14 protein-coding genes and 2 pseudogenes are annotated in these 14,824 nt (G+C 72.8%); 7 read left to right on the top strand and 9 right to left on the bottom strand.

Annotation, left to right across the window (positions count from 1 at the left end; all coding sequences use genetic code 11):
* The 4 genes from ACWC21_RS04990 to ACWC21_RS05005 are packed head-to-tail and all read right to left on the bottom strand — an operon-like array spanning nucleotide 1 to nucleotide 3,051.
* Nucleotides 1–678 (bottom strand): response regulator, encoded by a 678-nt coding sequence (locus tag ACWC21_RS04990; protein ID WP_450878214.1) that lies wholly within the window; start codon nucleotides 676–678, stop codon nucleotides 1–3.
* Nucleotides 675–1,898 carry a sensor histidine kinase gene (locus ACWC21_RS04995; RefSeq protein ID WP_450878216.1) on the bottom strand — a complete coding sequence of 408 codons (1,224 nt, stop codon included), beginning with the start codon at nucleotides 1,896–1,898 and terminating at the stop codon, nucleotides 675–677. The genes ACWC21_RS04990 and ACWC21_RS04995 overlap by 4 nt, the downstream gene beginning before the upstream one ends.
* A gap of 42 nt (nucleotides 1,899–1,940) precedes the next feature.
* Entirely contained in the window at nucleotides 1,941–2,219 is a 279-nt protein-coding gene (pspAA, locus tag ACWC21_RS05000; RefSeq protein WP_450878290.1) for a PspA-associated protein PspAA, read from the bottom strand.
* Nucleotides 2,220–2,262: 43 nt separating this feature from the next.
* The gene (locus ACWC21_RS05005) at nucleotides 2,263–3,051 is read right to left on the bottom strand and encodes a PspA/IM30 family protein (protein ID WP_450878218.1); all 789 of its coding nucleotides are present in this window, start codon (nucleotides 3,049–3,051) and stop codon (nucleotides 2,263–2,265) included.
* A gap of 247 nt (nucleotides 3,052–3,298) precedes the next feature.
* On the opposite strand from ACWC21_RS05005, the gene ACWC21_RS05010 reads away from it, so the two are divergent.
* From ACWC21_RS05010 to ACWC21_RS05020, 3 genes are all read left to right on the top strand, one after another.
* Nucleotides 3,299–3,934, top strand: a complete 636-nt coding sequence (locus tag ACWC21_RS05010) for a DUF3043 domain-containing protein (protein WP_450878292.1) — start codon at nucleotides 3,299–3,301, stop codon at nucleotides 3,932–3,934.
* An 80-nt stretch (nucleotides 3,935–4,014) separates the two neighbouring features.
* Entirely contained in the window at nucleotides 4,015–4,719 is a 705-nt protein-coding gene (locus tag ACWC21_RS05015) for a class I SAM-dependent methyltransferase (protein WP_450878294.1), read from the top strand.
* 146 nt (nucleotides 4,720–4,865) lie between these two features.
* Complete coding sequence (locus ACWC21_RS05020) at nucleotides 4,866–5,936, top strand: S1C family serine protease (RefSeq protein ID WP_450878220.1); 1,071 nt, start codon at nucleotides 4,866–4,868, stop codon at nucleotides 5,934–5,936.
* A gap of 46 nt (nucleotides 5,937–5,982) precedes the next feature.
* Here ACWC21_RS05020 and ACWC21_RS05025 read toward each other — a convergent pair whose 3' ends face one another.
* Nucleotides 5,983–6,195 (bottom strand): hypothetical protein, encoded by a 213-nt coding sequence (locus ACWC21_RS05025; RefSeq protein WP_388788357.1) that lies wholly within the window; start codon nucleotides 6,193–6,195, stop codon nucleotides 5,983–5,985.
* Nucleotides 6,196–6,308: 113 nt separating this feature from the next.
* Here ACWC21_RS05025 and ACWC21_RS05030 point away from each other — a divergent pair, with 113 nt between their 5' ends.
* A complete protein-coding gene (locus ACWC21_RS05030) occupies nucleotides 6,309–7,517 on the top strand; it encodes a bifunctional adenosylcobinamide kinase/adenosylcobinamide-phosphate guanylyltransferase (RefSeq protein ID WP_450878222.1) in 1,209 nt (402 codons plus the stop codon).
* 147 nt (nucleotides 7,518–7,664) lie between these two features.
* Nucleotides 7,665–8,000: pseudogene (locus ACWC21_RS05035) on the top strand (two-component system response regulator); the annotation flags it as partial.
* A 123-nt stretch (nucleotides 8,001–8,123) separates the two neighbouring features.
* Here the strand turns inward: ACWC21_RS05035 and ACWC21_RS05040 are convergent.
* The 3 genes from ACWC21_RS05040 to ACWC21_RS05050 all read right to left on the bottom strand — a co-directional run bounded on the left by ACWC21_RS05040 (nucleotide 8,124) and on the right by ACWC21_RS05050 (nucleotide 11,372).
* Entirely contained in the window at nucleotides 8,124–10,580 is a 2,457-nt protein-coding gene (locus tag ACWC21_RS05040) for a SpoIIE family protein phosphatase (protein WP_450878224.1), read from the bottom strand.
* Between the two features lie 238 nt (nucleotides 10,581–10,818).
* Nucleotides 10,819–10,992 carry a DUF6980 family protein gene (locus tag ACWC21_RS05045; RefSeq protein ID WP_450878226.1) on the bottom strand — a complete coding sequence of 58 codons (174 nt, stop codon included), beginning with the start codon at nucleotides 10,990–10,992 and terminating at the stop codon, nucleotides 10,819–10,821.
* Complete coding sequence (locus ACWC21_RS05050; protein WP_450878228.1) at nucleotides 10,989–11,372, bottom strand: winged helix-turn-helix transcriptional regulator; 384 nt, start codon at nucleotides 11,370–11,372, stop codon at nucleotides 10,989–10,991. The genes ACWC21_RS05045 and ACWC21_RS05050 overlap by 4 nt, the downstream gene beginning before the upstream one ends.
* A gap of 96 nt (nucleotides 11,373–11,468) precedes the next feature.
* On the opposite strand from ACWC21_RS05050, the pseudogene ACWC21_RS05055 reads away from it, so the two are divergent.
* Nucleotides 11,469–12,349: pseudogene (locus ACWC21_RS05055) on the top strand (NAD(P)-dependent oxidoreductase).
* Between the two features lie 100 nt (nucleotides 12,350–12,449).
* Here the strand turns inward: ACWC21_RS05055 and ACWC21_RS05060 are convergent.
* Entirely contained in the window at nucleotides 12,450–13,448 is a 999-nt protein-coding gene (locus ACWC21_RS05060; protein ID WP_450878230.1) for a class I SAM-dependent methyltransferase, read from the bottom strand.
* Between the two features lie 133 nt (nucleotides 13,449–13,581).
* Here ACWC21_RS05060 and cobT point away from each other — a divergent pair, with 133 nt between their 5' ends.
* Complete coding sequence (gene cobT / locus ACWC21_RS05065) at nucleotides 13,582–14,784, top strand: nicotinate-nucleotide--dimethylbenzimidazole phosphoribosyltransferase (protein WP_450878232.1); 1,203 nt, start codon at nucleotides 13,582–13,584, stop codon at nucleotides 14,782–14,784.
* Nucleotides 14,785–14,824: the final 40 nt, after the last annotated feature.

A 14,824-nucleotide genomic window follows, 5' to 3' on the forward strand; every position in this document is an offset into this window, starting at 1 on the left:
TCAGTCCCCCCTCGGCCGCACCAGCCCCGACTCGTAAGCGATCACCACGAGCTGCGCCCGGTCCCGGGCCCCCAGCTTGGCCATCGCCCGGTTCACGTGCGTCTTCACGGTCAGCGGACTGACCTCCAGCCGCTCCGCGATCTCGTCGTTCGAGTGGCCCCCCGCGACCTGCACCAGCACCTCCCGCTCCCGCCCGGTCAGCGCCGCGAGGCGTTCCGCGCGGACCGGGTCGCCGTCGCCCGTGTCGCCCTGGGCGAGGAAGCGGGCGATGAGGCCCTTGGTGGCCGTCGGGGAGAGCAGGGCCTCTCCCCCGGCGGCGACCCGGATGGCGTTCAGGAGTTCCTCCGGTTCCGAGCCCTTGCCGAGGAAGCCCGACGCTCCGGCCCGCAGCGCCTGCACCACGTAGTCGTCCACCTCGAAGGTGGTGAGGATGACGACGCGGACATCGGCGAGCCTGGGGTCCGCGCTGATCAGCCGGGTGGCCGCCAGGCCGTCCGTGCCCGGCATGCGGATGTCCATCAGGACGACGTCGGCCCGGTGCTCGGCAGTCAGCCGCACGGCTTCCGCGCCGTCCGACGCCTCCCCCACCACCTCCATGTCCGGCTCGGAGTCGACGAGCACCCGGAAGGCGCTGCGCAGCAGTGCCTGGTCGTCGGCGAGCAGGACACGGATGGTCATGCGGGGTCTCCAGGTGCGGCGGTGGGGGTCTTGACCGGCAGGATGGCATGGACGCGGAAACCAACGCCGTAGCGGGGCCCGGTGGTGAGGGTGCCGCGCAGGGCGGTGACGCGTTCGCGCATGCCGAGCAGGCCGTGGCCACCGCCCGAGGGGGTGGGCTCGTCCTCCCCGGGCCGGCCGTCGTCCAGCACCGTCACCTCTATGTTCGGGCCCACGCGGACCACGCTGACCTCGGCCTTGGCGTCGGGTCCGGCGTGTTTCCGCACGTTGGTGAGGGCCTCCTGGATGATCCGGTACGCGGCCAGGTCGACGGCGGCGGGCAGTTCGGTGCCCTGGTCGGCGCGGGCGACCTCGACCCGGAGACCGGCGTTGCGGAAGGTGTCCGCGAGGTCTTCGAGGCCGCCCAGGCCGGGGGCGGGTTCGGTGGGGGCCTCCGGGTCGCCGGACTGGCGGAGCAGGCCGACGGTGGCGCGGAGTTCGTTCAGCGCCGAGCGGCTCGCCTCGCGGACGTGGGCGAGGGCCTCCTTGGCCTGGTCGGGGCGCTTGTCCATGACGTGGGCGACGACCCCGGCCTGGACGTTGACCAGGGCGATGTGGTGGGCGACGACATCATGCAGGTCGCGGGCTATCCGCAGGCGTTCCTCGGCGACCCGGCGGCGGGCCTCCTCCTCGCGGGTGCGCTCGGCCCGCTCGGCGCGCTCGCGGATGGCCTGCACGACGGCGCGCCGGCTGCGGACGGCGTCCCCGGCGGTGGCTCCGATGCCGGTCCAGGCGAGGATGGCGAGGTTCTCCTGCGCGTACCAGGGCAGGGGACCGGCGAGCATGGCGGCGCCGGTCAGCACGGTCATGGTGAGCAGGCCGGCGCGCCAGGTGGTGGCGCGGTCGGTGGTCGAGGCGACGGTGTAGAGGGCGACCACGGCGGACATGGCGACCGGGGCGCGTGGGTCGCCGGTGACGCACTCGATGAGGGAGACGGTGCCGGTGACGGCGAGCACCGTCTTGGGGGCGCTGCGGCGCAGGACGAGCGCCGCCGCGCCCACGGTGATGAGCAGCAGGCTGAGCGGGTCGGGGCGGTGCACGCCCCAGTCGGCGCCGTTCTCGCCCTGCGGGGTCACGAAGGACCCGACCACCATGCACACCAGCACGCCGCCCGCCAGTGCCGCGTCCAGCGCGAGGGGGTGCGCCCGCAGGCGGCAACGGGCGCGGTCGAGGGTGCTCACAGGTGCACAGTACGTTCCTGGGGGCATTGCCCCCAGTCCCCGTCAGCCCGGAATGAGACCGTCGTCGCTCAGCAGTTCCCTGACCTCCTCCAGCGTCGCGTCGGGCGACGGCAGGATGAGGTCGGAGGGGTCCAGGGAGTCGTCCGGTACGGGCTCACCCAGGTCCCGGACCTTGGTCAGGAGGGCGTGGAGGGTGCGGCGGAAGCCGGGGCCGTCGCCGTTCTCCATCTCGGCCAGTAGCTCGTCGTCCAGCTTGTTCAGCTCGGTGAGGTGGCTGTCCGCCAGTCTCACCTGCCCCTCCCCCATGATCCGTACGATCATGTCGGCCATGTCGCCCTCCAGGCTGTGGCTGTCGGCGCTCGGGCTACTGCTTGTCGAAGCGCGGGGTGTCCTGCGGCTGCTGGGACTGTCCCTGGCCGGTGCCGCCCTCGATCGCCTGCTGGGGCGAGCCTCCGGCGAGTTCCGCCTTCATGCGCTGCAGTTCCAGCTCTACATCCGTACCACCGGAGATCCGGTCCAGCTCGGCCTGGAGGTCGTCCTTGGCCGTGCCGGTGGGGTCGTCGAGGGCACCGGAGGCGAGGAGCTCGTCGATGGCGCCGGCCCGGGCCTGGAGCTGCTGCGTCTTGTCCTCGGCGCGCTGGATGGCCAGGCCGACGTCGCCCATCTCCTCGGAGATGCCGGTGAAGGCCTCGCCGATCCTGGTCTGGGCCTGGGCGGCGGTGTAGGTGGCCTTGATGGTCTCCTTCTTCGTACGGAAGGCGTCGACCTTGGCCTGGAGCCGCTGGGCCGCGAGGGTGAGCTTCTCCTCCTCGCCCTGGAGGGTGGAGTGCTGCGTCTCCAGGTCCGTCACCTGCTGCTGGAGCGCGGCCCGGCGGGACAGGGCCTCGCGGGCCAGGTCCTCGCGGCCGAGCGCGAGCGCCTTGCGGCCCTGGTCCTCCAGCTTGGTCGACTGGGACTGGAGCTGGTTGAGCTGGAGTTCCAGACGTTTGCGCGAGGTGGCCACGTCGGCGACGCCGCGGCGGACCTTCTGCAGCAGCTCCAGCTGTTTCTGGTACGAGTAATCGAGGGTCTCGCGCGGGTCCTCGGCCCGGTCAAGGGCCTTGTTCGCCTTCGCGCGGAAGATCATCCCCATACGCTTCATGACACCGCTCATGGGCTTCGCGCGCCCCCTTCTGACGGACTCCAGCTCACAGATCCTGCTGCAGAACCCACAGTACGGGCCCTGCATCCATTACCGCACTGTTCGGGGACGGATGCGCTCATCCCCAAGGACGAGTGCGGTCCGGTCCGCTCCGGCGTAGGGAGTAGGTGGCTCCCGGGGGTGCCGTGGGCGAACCGTCTGCAACGTCCCCTGTGTCCCCCTGGAGACGAATGGTGTTGCCCAATCGTTCCCAGCCGGGCTGGGGCTCACTCCCCCGCACCCCGTACCCTTGGGTTTTGTGTTCCGTAGCCGTGCCAAGGATGAGAAGGCCCCCGCCGCCAAGGCGGTGCTGACCGACTCCAATCAGCCCCGTGACCCGCAGGCGAAGAAGGGACGGCCCACGCCCAAGCGCAGTGAGGCCCAGGCCCAGCGCCGCAGCTTCGCCAGCACCCCGACGAACCGCAAGGACGCCGCCAAGCGGCAGCGCGAGGAGCGCCGCGTCCAGCTGGAGCGGCAGCGCCAGGCGCTGGCGAGCGGCGACGAGCGGTACCTGCCGGCCCGTGACAAGGGCCCGGTCCGCCGGTTCGCCCGCGACTGGGTCGACTCGCGGTTCAACATGGCGGAGTTCTTCCTGCCGCTGGCCGTGGTCATCCTGGTGCTGAGCGTCGTGCGGGTGCCCGCCCTGCAGAGCATCGCGCTGCTGCTGTGGCTGGTCGTGATCGTCCTGATCGTGCTCGACTCGGTCCTCAGCGGTGTCCGGCTGCGGAAGCGGCTGACCGAGCGCTTCCCTGACAAGAACAGGAAGGGCGCGGTGGCCTACGCCCTCATGCGCTCCCTCCAGATGCGTCGGCTCCGGCTGCCCAAGCCGCAGGTCAAGCGCGGAGAGCGGCCCTGAGCACGGACGCTTTCCAGGGGGGTGCGGCCGAGAGCTGGCTGAGCAAGCTGGGCGGGCTGCGGGACGTCGTACGGCAGGAACTGGTCGGCCGGCAGCTCGACGAGCAGATAGCCGGGCGGTTCCCGGTCGGGCAGCGGCTGCGGGTGCTCGACGTCGGGATGGGCCAGGGCACGCAGGCGCTGCGGCTGGCCCGGGCCGGGCACAAGGTGACCGGTGTCGAGCAGGACGCCACGATGATCGCGGCGGCGCGTCAGGCGCTGTCCGGCCAGCCGGAGGGGATCCGCGAGCGGATGCGGATCGTGCAGGGCGACGGGCGGGACACCGGTGTGCACTTCCTGCCGGGCAGTTTCGACGTGGTGCTGTGCCACGGGGTGCTGATGTACGTCGAGGAGCCCGATCCGCTGCTGGCCGGGCTGGCCCGGATGCTCGCCCCGGGCGGGCTGCTGTCGCTGCTGGTGCGCAACGGCGACGCGCTGGCCATGCGGCCGGGGCTGTCCGGCGACTGGGCGGGCGCGCTGGCCGCGTTCGACTCGACCGCCTATCGCAACCGCCTCGGCCTCGACGTGCGCGCCGACCGGCTCGCCAAGCTGACGGCCACGCTCGCCGGGATCGGGGCGCCGCTGCACACCTGGTACGGCGTGCGGGTCTTCACGGACACCGCACCGGACGGCGCGGAGCTCCCGGCCGACCTGGACACCCTGCTGGCCGCCGAGGAACGCGCCGGCCGGACGGACCCGTACCGGGGAGTCGCGGCGCTGCTGCACCTGTGCGGGGTACGGGGCTGAGGACCGCGCCGGGCAGCGAGCACCCGGGCGGGCGCTCGCCGGGTCCGGCACCTCCGCCCGGCTGGAGCGGCTCCCCAGGCCCACAGCCACGCTCGTTCGGGTGAGTCCGGGGGGACGGTGGAAGACGCCGTGGGGAAACTCGGGGCATGAGTGCCTCGCCTGTGCCTGCCCTGCGGACCGTCGCCGCCCTCGGGGCGTTCGCGTGCTGCGCGGCGCTCGTCGGCGGCTGTTCCGCCCTGGATCCGTCGGCCGGAACGGAGCGGTCGGCGGTCGGTGCCGCGGTTCCCGGGTCCGGGGCCGACCTGCAGAGCGCGTATCTGAAGGTGATCAGGGACGTCCTGCCGTCGGTGGTACAGATCCGGGCGAGCGGTTCCCTCGGCTCCGGTGTGGTGTACGACGGCGACGGACACATCGTCACCAACGCCCATGTCGTTGGGGACGACAAGACCTTCCGGGTGACCACCGCGAACAGCGAGGACCCGCTGACCGCGTCCCTGGTGTACTCCTACCCGGAGCAGGACCTCGCGGTGATCAAGCTGGACGGGGTTCCGGGCGGGCTGAAGGCCGCGCGGTTCGGGGACTCCGGGAAGGTGCAGGTCGGGCAGATCGTCCTGGCCATGGGCTCGCCGCTCGGGCTGTCGTCCAGCGTGACGCAGGGCATCGTGTCGGCGACCGGACGGACCGTCAGCGAGGGCAGCGAGGGCGGGGGGACGGGCGCCACCATCGGGAACATGGTGCAGACGTCGGCGGCCATCAACCCGGGCAACAGCGGCGGGGCGCTGGTCGATCTGAGCGGGCAGGTCATCGGCATTCCCACGCTCGCCGCCGCCGATCCCGAGCTCGGCGGCAGCGCGGCGCCCGGGATCGGGTTCGCGATCCCCGCGTCCATGGTGCGGACCGTCGCCGACCAGATCGTCAGGAAGGGCAGGGTGACGGACTCGGGACGGGCCGCGCTCGGCATCACCGGCCGGACCGTTCTCGACGGGGCGTTGCGGCCCGCCGGGGTGGCCGTGGTCGACGTGCGGGGCGGGGACGCGGCCGACCGGGCCGGTATCCGGCCCGGTGACGTCGTCACCAGGCTGGGCGACGCCGGGATCACCACGATCACCTCGCTGTCCGAGGCGCTGGCGGCGGACCGGCCGGGGCAGCGGATACCGGTGACCTTCGTGCGCGACGGCGCCCCGCGGACCGTGTACGTGACGCTGGGCGAGCAGTGAGGAGGGCGGGCGAGTACCCGTTCCGGTACTCCCCGCCCCCCGTGGGTCAGGACTCCTCGGCGTGCAGGCTCATCGGGCCGTAGATCTCCGTGGTGTCCTCGAACAGCCGTACCTGGTCCGCGCCGCCCTCGAGCAGGGCCTTGTAGTGCTCACCGACCCAGGATTCGGCATCCCCCTGGGTGGTGAACTCCTCCGGCTGCACCGCGGGCTGGACCTCCGTCCCGTCGGCCTTCTCGAACCGCCACGTCCAAGCCACCATGTACGCCTCCCTGGTGCGACCACGTGCAGAGCGAAAGCCGGATCTTGGTCCGGCTTCTGCCACGAGCCTAACCGGACGCGCAAGACGTGCGGCGACAAGCGAAAATCAGGTCCGTGGAAGTGACTCTGCTAGGCACCGGTGCCCCCGCGGGCCTGCCCCGCCCCGACTGCCCCTGCGCGGCCTGCGCCACCGCGCTCGGGCCGGACGCGCGGGCCGCCACCGCGCTGCTCGTGGACGGGCTGCTGCTGCTCGACCTGACGCCCGGCGCGGCGTTCGCGGCGGCACGGGCCGGGCATTCGCTGGGCGGGGTGCGGCAGGTGGCGCTGTCGCATCCGCACGACGGACCGGCGATCGAGGTGCCGGACGGCCTGCCGCAGCCCGTGCGGGTGCCGGACGGCCAGGAGTTGACGCTGCTGACGGGGCATCGGGTGCGGGCGCTGGCGATGGACGCGGGCGGCACCGGGTACGCGGTGACCGGGCCGGACGGGCAGCGGCTGCTGTACCTGCCCCCGGGCAGCGCGCCGGCCGGACTGGAGAACGGGGCGGTGCCCGGGGGGACGTACGACATGGTCCTGGCGGACGTCGTGGGACGGCCGGACGCGCTGGCCAAGCTGCGGGCGGTGGGCGCGGTGGGGCCGACCACGGACGTCGTCGCCGTCCACCTCGACCACGACGTGCCGCCCGGGGCGGAGTTGCGGCGGCGGCTGGCCGCGGCGGGGGCACGCGCGGTGCCGGACGGGGCGACGCTGGTGGTGGGCGCGTACGAGGACGTGCCGGACGTTCCCCGGCGGACGCTGGTGCTGGGCGGTGCGCGGTCGGGGAAGTCGGTGGAGGCCGAGCGGCGCCTCGAGGCCTTTCCCGGCGTGCTGTACGTGGCGACGGGCGGTGCGCGGAACGGGGACACCGAGTGGGCGGCGCGGGTGGCGGCGCACCGGGAGCGGCGGCCGGGTTCCTGGCGTACGGCGGAGACCTGCGACCTGGTGCCGTTGCTCGGGGAGGACGGGCCGCCGCTGCTGATCGACTGTCTGTCGCTGTGGCTGACGGACGCGATGGACTCCGTCGGGGCGTGGGACGACGCGGAGTGGGCGTCCGGTGGGGAGCGGGCGTTGCGGGAGCGGGTGCGGGAGCTGACCGCGGCGGTGCGGGGGGCGCGGCGGACCGTTGTCGCGGTGTCGAACGAGGTCGGCTCGGGGATCGTGCCGGCGACCTCCTCCGGCCGGCGCTACCGGGACGAGCTGGGACGGCTGAACGCGGCGTTCGCCGGCGAGTGCGAGCAGGTGGTGCTGGTGGTGGCGGGGCAGGCGGTGGTGCTGCGGGGCTAGGGGATTTCGTTTGATCAGCGGGCGGGCCACAGGAAGATGCCGGCGATGTGGAGTGCGGCCAGGTAGATGGTCGCGCGTGACCTACTGCCCGGTGGCGCCCCTGCCCGACTCTCGGCCGACAAGGCCGCCACCTTGATGCCGGCTTGCACGGTCGCGCGCAGTCAGGCCGACATCGACCGCGGACTGGCTGCAGCGGCGGGGTCGGGCCAGGCCGCCCCCGCCCTGCCCAAGGGCATGAGCATGGAGACCGCCGAGATGATCGAGCGGGCCCTGCGCGAGGCGGACGGCACCCTGTCGGCCACCGAGTGCGCCGTCCTGACCGGCGTCTCCCGCGTGAGCGTCCGCCGCTACCTGGAGCACTTCCGGACCGTCGGGCGCGCCGAGGTGTCCCTGCGCTACGGGGTCACGGGCAGGCCCGAGCGCCGGTACCGCTTCCGTGACCTGCCCGGCCGACTGCGCCCGAACGACCAGGCGCGCGCCTGAAGCCGCTCGTGGACCTCGGTGACCGCCGAGGCCGGGCGGGCCGGCGCCTCACGGGCGGCCGGACGCGGTCGCTCCGGTTCTGCCCGCACTCAAGCGCCCATGATCCGCATGAGGACGGTGCGGTCATGGGAGCTCCTGCTCGGCCCAAATGATCTTCCCTCCGGGCGTGTACCGGACACCCCAGCGATGGGAGAGCTGGGCGACGAGGAAGAGGCCGCGGCCGCCCTCGTCCGTGCTGCGGGCGTGCCTCAGGCGAGGAGCCGTACTGCTGCCGTCGGCCACCTCGCAGGTCAGGCGAGCGTCACGGAGCAGTCGCAGGCGTACGGGGCCCGAGGCGTAGCGGATCGCGTTGGTGACGAGTTCGCTGACGATGAGCTCCGTCGTCATGGCCAGTTCCCGGCAGCTCCAGGTCTCGACCTGACGTGTCGCGGCTGCGCGGACGTCACCGACGGCGGCCGGGTCCAGCGGCACGTCCCAGGAGGCGACCTGATCGGGGCCCAGGGCGTGGGCGCGGGCGAGCAGCAGGGCGACGTCGTCGGGCTGCGGCGCGGGAACGAGCCGGCGCACCGCGTTCGCGCACAGCGTTTCCAGGTCGGAGCCGGGCGAGCACAGCAGATGTCCGAGACGGGACATGCCGCCCTCGATGTCGCGGTCGGCCCCCTCGACCAGGCCGTCGGTGTAGAGGCCGAAGATGCTGTACTCGGGGAGTTCGATCTCGGTTGCCTCGAAGGCCATGCCGCCCAGCCCGAGCGGAGGACCGGCGGGAAGCTCCGGGAAGGAGAACCGCCCGTCCGGGGTGACGACGACCGGCGGTGGATGGCCGGCCCGGGCCAGCGTGCACCGCTGTGTCACCGGGTCGTAGACGGCGTACAGGCAGGTCGCTCCGAGGAAGGCGGTGACGGTCTGGTCGGCGGGGTCGGTGGTCGGTTCCTCGCTCAGCCGGAGCACCAGGTCGTCGAGGTGGGCCAGCAGCTCATCTGGGGGCAGGTCCATGTCGGCGAGGGTCTGCACGGCGGTGCGCAGCCGGCCCATCGTCGCCGCCGCGGTGATGCCGTGGCCGACCACGTCACCGACGACCAGACCCACACGGGCACCGGACAGCGGGATCACGTCGAACCAGTCGCCGCCGACCCCGTCCGACGCGTCCGCCGGCAGATAGTGGGAGGCCACCTCCAGCGCTGTTCCACCGGTCAGGGCGTGGGGGAGCATGCTGCGCTGCAGCGTGACCGCCGCGGTGTGTTCCCTGGTGTAGCGGCGGGCGTTGTCGACGCACAGCGCCGCCCGCGCCACCAGCTCCCGGGCCAGCAGCACGTCGTCCTGCTGGAACGAGGTGGGGTTCACCGACCGGGCGAAAGAGGCGAGACCGAGGACGGTGTTGCGCGCCCGCATCGGCACCGAGATGAGGGAGTGCAGACCGAACTCGCGGATGCTGGCCATCCTGGCCGGCTGCTCGGCGATCCACAGGGGATCGCTCGGGTCGAGAACGGGTATGAAGATCGGTTCGCCGTCGACGAGCAGGTTCGCGTCGTGCGGCGGGGGAACGAAGTCGACCTTGTCCCCTGTCTGCGCGACGGCCTCCGGGCAGCCCGGTCGTACGGAGCTCATTCCGGCCCGGCGCATCACCGGCCGGGCCGGCGCCGGCCCGGCGTCGGGCAACCATGTCCCCTGGCCCTCGCCGCTCAGGACCGGCTCGAGAAGGTCGACGATGACGAAGTCGGCGAAGCGCGGAACAGCGAAGTCGGCGAGTTCCTGCGCCGTGCGCATCACGTCCAGCGTCCTGCCGATGCTGGTCCCGGCCTCGCTGACCAGCGACAGCAGCCGGCGGGCGTTCCAGCGCTCGGTGACGTCCATGACCATGTAGCACAGCCCGGTGACGGAGTTGTCGGCGTCCACCAGCGGGAAGAACGAGGTGGAGTAGGCGTGCTGACGGTGCGGGTCCGCCCAACTCCATCCCATGTACTCGTAGTCGGTGACCGGCACGCCGGTCGTGAGCACCTTGCGCATCACGCCCTCGAGGGTCTCCCCCTGCAGGCCCGGCAGCAGCTCGCTCAGCCGGCGCCCCAGCCGTTGTTCACGTGGCACACCGCCGAAACGCTCCAGGGTGTCGTTGATCCAGACGTAGCGCATCTCCAGATCCATCACCGCCATACCGACCGGAGAGCGGGTCAGGAAGCCGTCCAGGACGGACTCGCCCATGGTCCACTGCTGCCGCTCCGGTCGTGCCGAGATCAGAAAACACTCGTCCTCGCCGATGTGGAAGGGCCCGGACACGCGCAGGCCGACCTCGACGGGGGCACGGTCGCGCCGTACGGCGACCCGGCCACTCCAGCCCATTCCCGCGCGGCACCGTTCCGCGATACGGGCGACACGTACCGGGTCCCCGGGCATCGCCAGCAGCTCTGCGGCAGGACGCCCGACCACCTGCGCACTGGAGTAGCCGAGGAGTGCTTCAGCCCCCCGCGTCCAGCCGATCACCTTGCCGGCCGCGGACACCAGCGCTACCGCGTCGTCGGACGCGTCGAGGAGGTCGTGCGGTCCTACGGGCGGAGGCGCGTCGAATCCGTCTCGCACAGGCGCCATGGCTCTCACCTCTACACGCCAGTATGTTCCCGCCCGGGCTTGGTGCGCATGCTCCGGGCCGCGGGGTCAGCCCCGTCGGAAAGGCGGGGAACGTCGTTTCCATGGCGTTGGCAACCATCGGAACCTCCTCCCAAGCTGAGGGACGCTCGGGCAGACCGTGTGCAGGTCGATGCAGGGGGTCCAGACTTGCTCTCGCGCCTCGGCGTGTCGCAGAAGTGGCCCGGGAGCCGCCGGCTCGTCACTCTCGGTGCGGCGGGGTGAGCCGGCGGGCGTCCTGGAACTCGGCGGGCAACTCGTCCTCAAACCTGGCGCTGAAGTCGACCAGCGCGTCCGGGCAGGCGAACGGGTCGTCGTGCTCGTCGCAGCGCAGGTTCACGCTGTTGGTCATCGTCTCGCAGCAGCGAGTGGTCATGACCTCGGCTTCTCGCTGATCGGCACCGTGACGGCTCGGGCCGGGGCGGCCGGCCGCTCGCGCCCCCAGGCGGCCAGCGGCCGGAGGGCGTCGTTGCGGCGCATCCCGTCCTCGGTCAGCGAGTACTCGACGCGGGGCGGCACCTCGTCGAAGGAGACGCGGTGCACGACGCCGTCCGCTTCCAGCTCACGCAGGTGAGAGGCCAGCACCTTCTCGGTGATCCCGGGAAGCAGCCGGCGCAGCTCGCCGAAGCGACGGCAGGGGTGCCCGTGGAGCGCCCACAGGATCAGCACCTTCCACTTGCCTCCGATCACCTCCATCGCGGCTTCGATCCCGCAGACGTGTCGCTCCGGTGCGCCCGGCCGGTTCAGCGTCGTCATGCCCCGCCCTCCTGACGTGCTCGCTCACCCCGGGGTAACCACCCACAACCAAGTGCGTACTTGATCACCCCCGGCCCTGTGACCAGCCTGGTCGGCATGGCACACAACCCTGTTGAGAAGACTCCCGTCACCGTGCTGGGCCTCGGCGCCATGGGCACCGCGCTGGCTCGCACCTGGCTTGCCGCCGGCCACCCGCTCACCGTCTGGAACCGCACCCCGGCCCGCGCGGCGGCACTCGCCGCCGAGGGCGCGAGGGTGGCGGACACCGCCGCCGAGGCGGTCGCGGCGAACTCCCTGATCGCCGTCTGCCTGTTGGACGACACCTCGGTCGACCAGGTGCTGGCCGGCACCGACCTGGCCGGCAGGGACCTGGTCAACCTGACCACCAGCACCCCTGCCCAGGCCCGAGCACGCGCCGAGTGGGCACGCGAGCGCGGCGCCCGCTACCTGGATGGCGGAGTCATGGCCGTCCCTCCGATGATCGGCGTCCCGGAAGCCGGCGGCTACGTCTTCTACAGCGGCTCGCGGAAGCTGTTCGAGCGGCACCGGGAGACCCTGGCGGTACCGGTCGGCACCACCTACGTCGGCGAGGACGCGGGCTTCGCGGCCCTGCACGACGTGGCCCTGCTCAGCGCCATGTACGGAATGTTCGCCGGTACCGCGCACGCCTTCGCTCTGATCCGCAGGGAGGACATCGACCCCGCGGCACTCGCCCCGCTGCTGGCCGACTGGCTCGTCGCGATGGCCCCGGCGGTTACCGGACCGCCGACCGGCTGCGCAGCGGCGACTACACCAAGGGCGTCGTCTCCAGCCTCGCCATGCAGGTGGCCGGCACGCCGACCTTCCTGAGCACCGCCGAGCAGCAGGGCGTCAGCCCGGAACTGCTCGGCCCCTACTTCGACCTGATGCGCCGCCGCCTGGGCGAGGGCGGTGGCGACGAGGACCTCACGGGTGTGATCGACCTGCTGGTGCACTGAGGCGCCGCGGGTTCTGCGGTCTGGCCGGTCAGCTTTTACGGCCTGGTTCTGCGGCCTGGTTCTGCGGCCTGGTTCTGCGGCCTGGTTCTGCGGCCTGGTTCTACGGTCTGTCCTTGCGGGCGACGAGGCGGTACGCGTTGGAGAAGCGGGTGCGGCGGAGGGCGGGGGCCAGGGTGTGGTCCAGGGCGGAGGCCGCCGCGGCCAGGGGGGTGGCCGCCGCTCTGAGCGCGGGGTGGGCCCGGGTCAGGGCCAGGCGGAGCGCCGCTGACAGGTCGTAGGGGGTGTGGGGGGCTCTGCGGTCCGTGACGAGGATCGTGCAGCCCTGGGCCTGGAGTTCCGTACGGAGGTTGCCCAGGGGCACCAGGTGCAGGTGGCGCGGCTGCCCGTGGGGCAGCCACCACCTGCCGAGCAGGGCGGCGAACGCGCTGTGCGGATCGGGGACCTCGACGACGAGGTGGCCGCCGGGACGCAGGACGGTGAGGGCGGCGCGGAGTTCGGCGCGCGGGTCGGGGACGTGCGCCAGGTGGTGGAACATGGTGACCACGTCGTAGCGGGAGCGCAGCCGGGCCGGGTTCCCAGGGGTGGACAGGAAGCCGCGGTGGGCTTCCTCGACCCGCCCGGCAAGGAGGGCCTGTTCCACGCGGGCCGTCGGGTCCAGGCCGTCGAAGCTGGTGTAGGGGAAGAACTCCTTGGCCGCCTCGGGGAAGCGGGCGTGCCCGGTGCCCACGTCCAGCCAGCTCTCCGGATCGGGCAGCGCCGACAGCGCGTGGGCGGTGGCGCGGTGCCGGCGGCGGACCGCGCGGGCGCTCAGGACGCGTTCGCCGAACTCCTCCAGGTGTTTTTGGTAGGCGTCCCGGTGGTAGAGGTCGATTCCCTCCGCCGTGAGCCGGGGGTTCTGGAAGACGTGGCCGCAGTCGTGGCACTCGTCGACGACGAACGTGCCCGGCCGGTGCCGCAGCGGGTCGGGGGCGCGCAGCCGGGTGCGCAGTCGCCGGGAGCCGCACCAGGGGCAGTCCGCACGGCGCCGTTCCAGGAAGGGGTCCGTGACCTGCGGGCCGCCCTGAGGGGTCGTCCGCGGGGTGTGGGGCGAGGGCTGCATGGGCGGCTCCCTGTGCGACATTCCGCTGCAAAGCGGAACGTATGGGATGCCGATCTTGGGTGCAAAGACATCGCGCGGGTGTGGTGCTGATGTGGCGCGGAACTGTTCGATCGCTGCCGGTACTGTTCGGCGAATGAGCTCGCTTAATCTCGACGACTTCACCGATCTGATCGAGCGTCCGGACGGGGGCGTGCGCCGTGACGCCGAGGCCCGCCGAGCAGGGCGGATCGTGCCGCCCGGGTCCCTGGGCCGCCTCGACGACCTGGGTGAGTGGCTGGCCGCCGCGCAGGGGACCGTACCGGTTCGGCCGGTCGAACGGCCGCGCGTCGTGCTCTTCGCCGGTGACCACGGCATCGCCGAAATGGGTGTCTCCGCCCGGCCCGCGGGCAGCGCCGGCCGGCTGGTCCGGGCGGTCCTGGAGGGCGCGAGCCCGGCGTCGGTGCTGGCCCGCAGGCTCGGGGTGCCGGTGCGGGTGGTGGACATGGCGCTGGACTGCGACCCGGAGTCACTGCCGGCGGAGGTGGTACGGCACCGGGTGCGGCGCGGCAGCGGACGCATCGACGTCGAGGACGCGCTGACCCTGGACGAGGCCGAGGCGGCCTTCCGGACGGGTGTCGCCGTGGCCGACGAGGAGGCCGACTCCGGTACGGACCTGGTGGTGCTCGGCGATGTGAGCGTCGGCGGGACCACGCCGGCCTCGGTGCTGGTGGCCGCGCTGTGCGGGACGGACGCGTCGGTGGTGACCGGGCGGGGCGGCGAGGCGATCGACGACCTGGCGTGGATGCGCAAGTGCGCCGCCGTCCGGGACGCGCTGCGGCGGGCGCGACCGGTGCTCGGCGACCAGCTGCAGCTGCTGGCGACGGTGGGCGGGGCCGACCTCGCGGCGATGACCGGGTTCCTGCTGCAGGCCGCGGTGCGCAAGCTGCCGGTGATCCTGGACGGGGTGGTGGCGGCCGCGAGCGCGCTGGTCGGGCAGCGGATCGCGTTCCGGGCGCCGGACTGGTGGCTGGCCGGGCACGACAGCGGGGAGCCGGGGCAGGCCAAGGCGCTGGACCGGATGGCGCTGGAGCCGCTGCTCGAGCAGCGGGTGACCGTCGGGGAGGGGGCGGGGGCGCTGCTCGCCCTGCCGCTGGTCCAGGCGGCGGCCGCACTGGCGGCGGAGCTGCCCGAACGGGAGCAGGAGGAGGAGCCCGCGGAGAAGACCGGGGAGCAGGAGCCCGGGGAGCAGGTCGAGGAGAAGCGGCCCGAGGAGCAGGCCGAGGCGAAGCCGTCCGAGGAACAGGCCGAAGCGAAGCCGTCCGGGGAGTCCGACGCCGGGCCCGAGCAGGCGGAGTAGCCGACGGGAGGATGGCCCGACCGGAAAAGCCATGGTTCGC

The organism is Streptomyces sp. NPDC001348 (genome assembly GCF_053597535.1).

Coding starts and splice junctions, on each gene's coding strand:
- ACWC21_RS04990 (WP_450878214.1), bottom strand. CDS start 678: ATGACCATCCGTGTCCTGCTCGCCGACGACCAGGCACTGCTGCGCAGC.
- pspAA (WP_450878290.1), bottom strand. CDS start 2,219: ATGATCGTACGGATCATGGGGGAGGGGCAGGTGAGACTGGCGGACAGC.
- ACWC21_RS05005 (WP_450878218.1), bottom strand. CDS start 3,051: ATGAGCGGTGTCATGAAGCGTATGGGGATGATCTTCCGCGCGAAGGCG.
- ACWC21_RS05020 (WP_450878220.1), top strand. CDS start 4,866: ATGAGTGCCTCGCCTGTGCCTGCCCTGCGGACCGTCGCCGCCCTCGGG.
- ACWC21_RS05025 (WP_388788357.1), bottom strand. CDS start 6,195: ATGGTGGCTTGGACGTGGCGGTTCGAGAAGGCCGACGGGACGGAGGTC.
- ACWC21_RS05040 (WP_450878224.1), bottom strand. CDS start 10,580: ATGGCGCCTGTGCGAGACGGATTCGACGCGCCTCCGCCCGTAGGACCG.
- ACWC21_RS05045 (WP_450878226.1), bottom strand. CDS start 10,992: ATGACCACTCGCTGCTGCGAGACGATGACCAACAGCGTGAACCTGCGC.
- ACWC21_RS05050 (WP_450878228.1), bottom strand. CDS start 11,372: ATGACGACGCTGAACCGGCCGGGCGCACCGGAGCGACACGTCTGCGGG.
- ACWC21_RS05060 (WP_450878230.1), bottom strand. CDS start 13,448: ATGCAGCCCTCGCCCCACACCCCGCGGACGACCCCTCAGGGCGGCCCG.
- cobT (WP_450878232.1), top strand. CDS start 13,582: ATGAGCTCGCTTAATCTCGACGACTTCACCGATCTGATCGAGCGTCCG.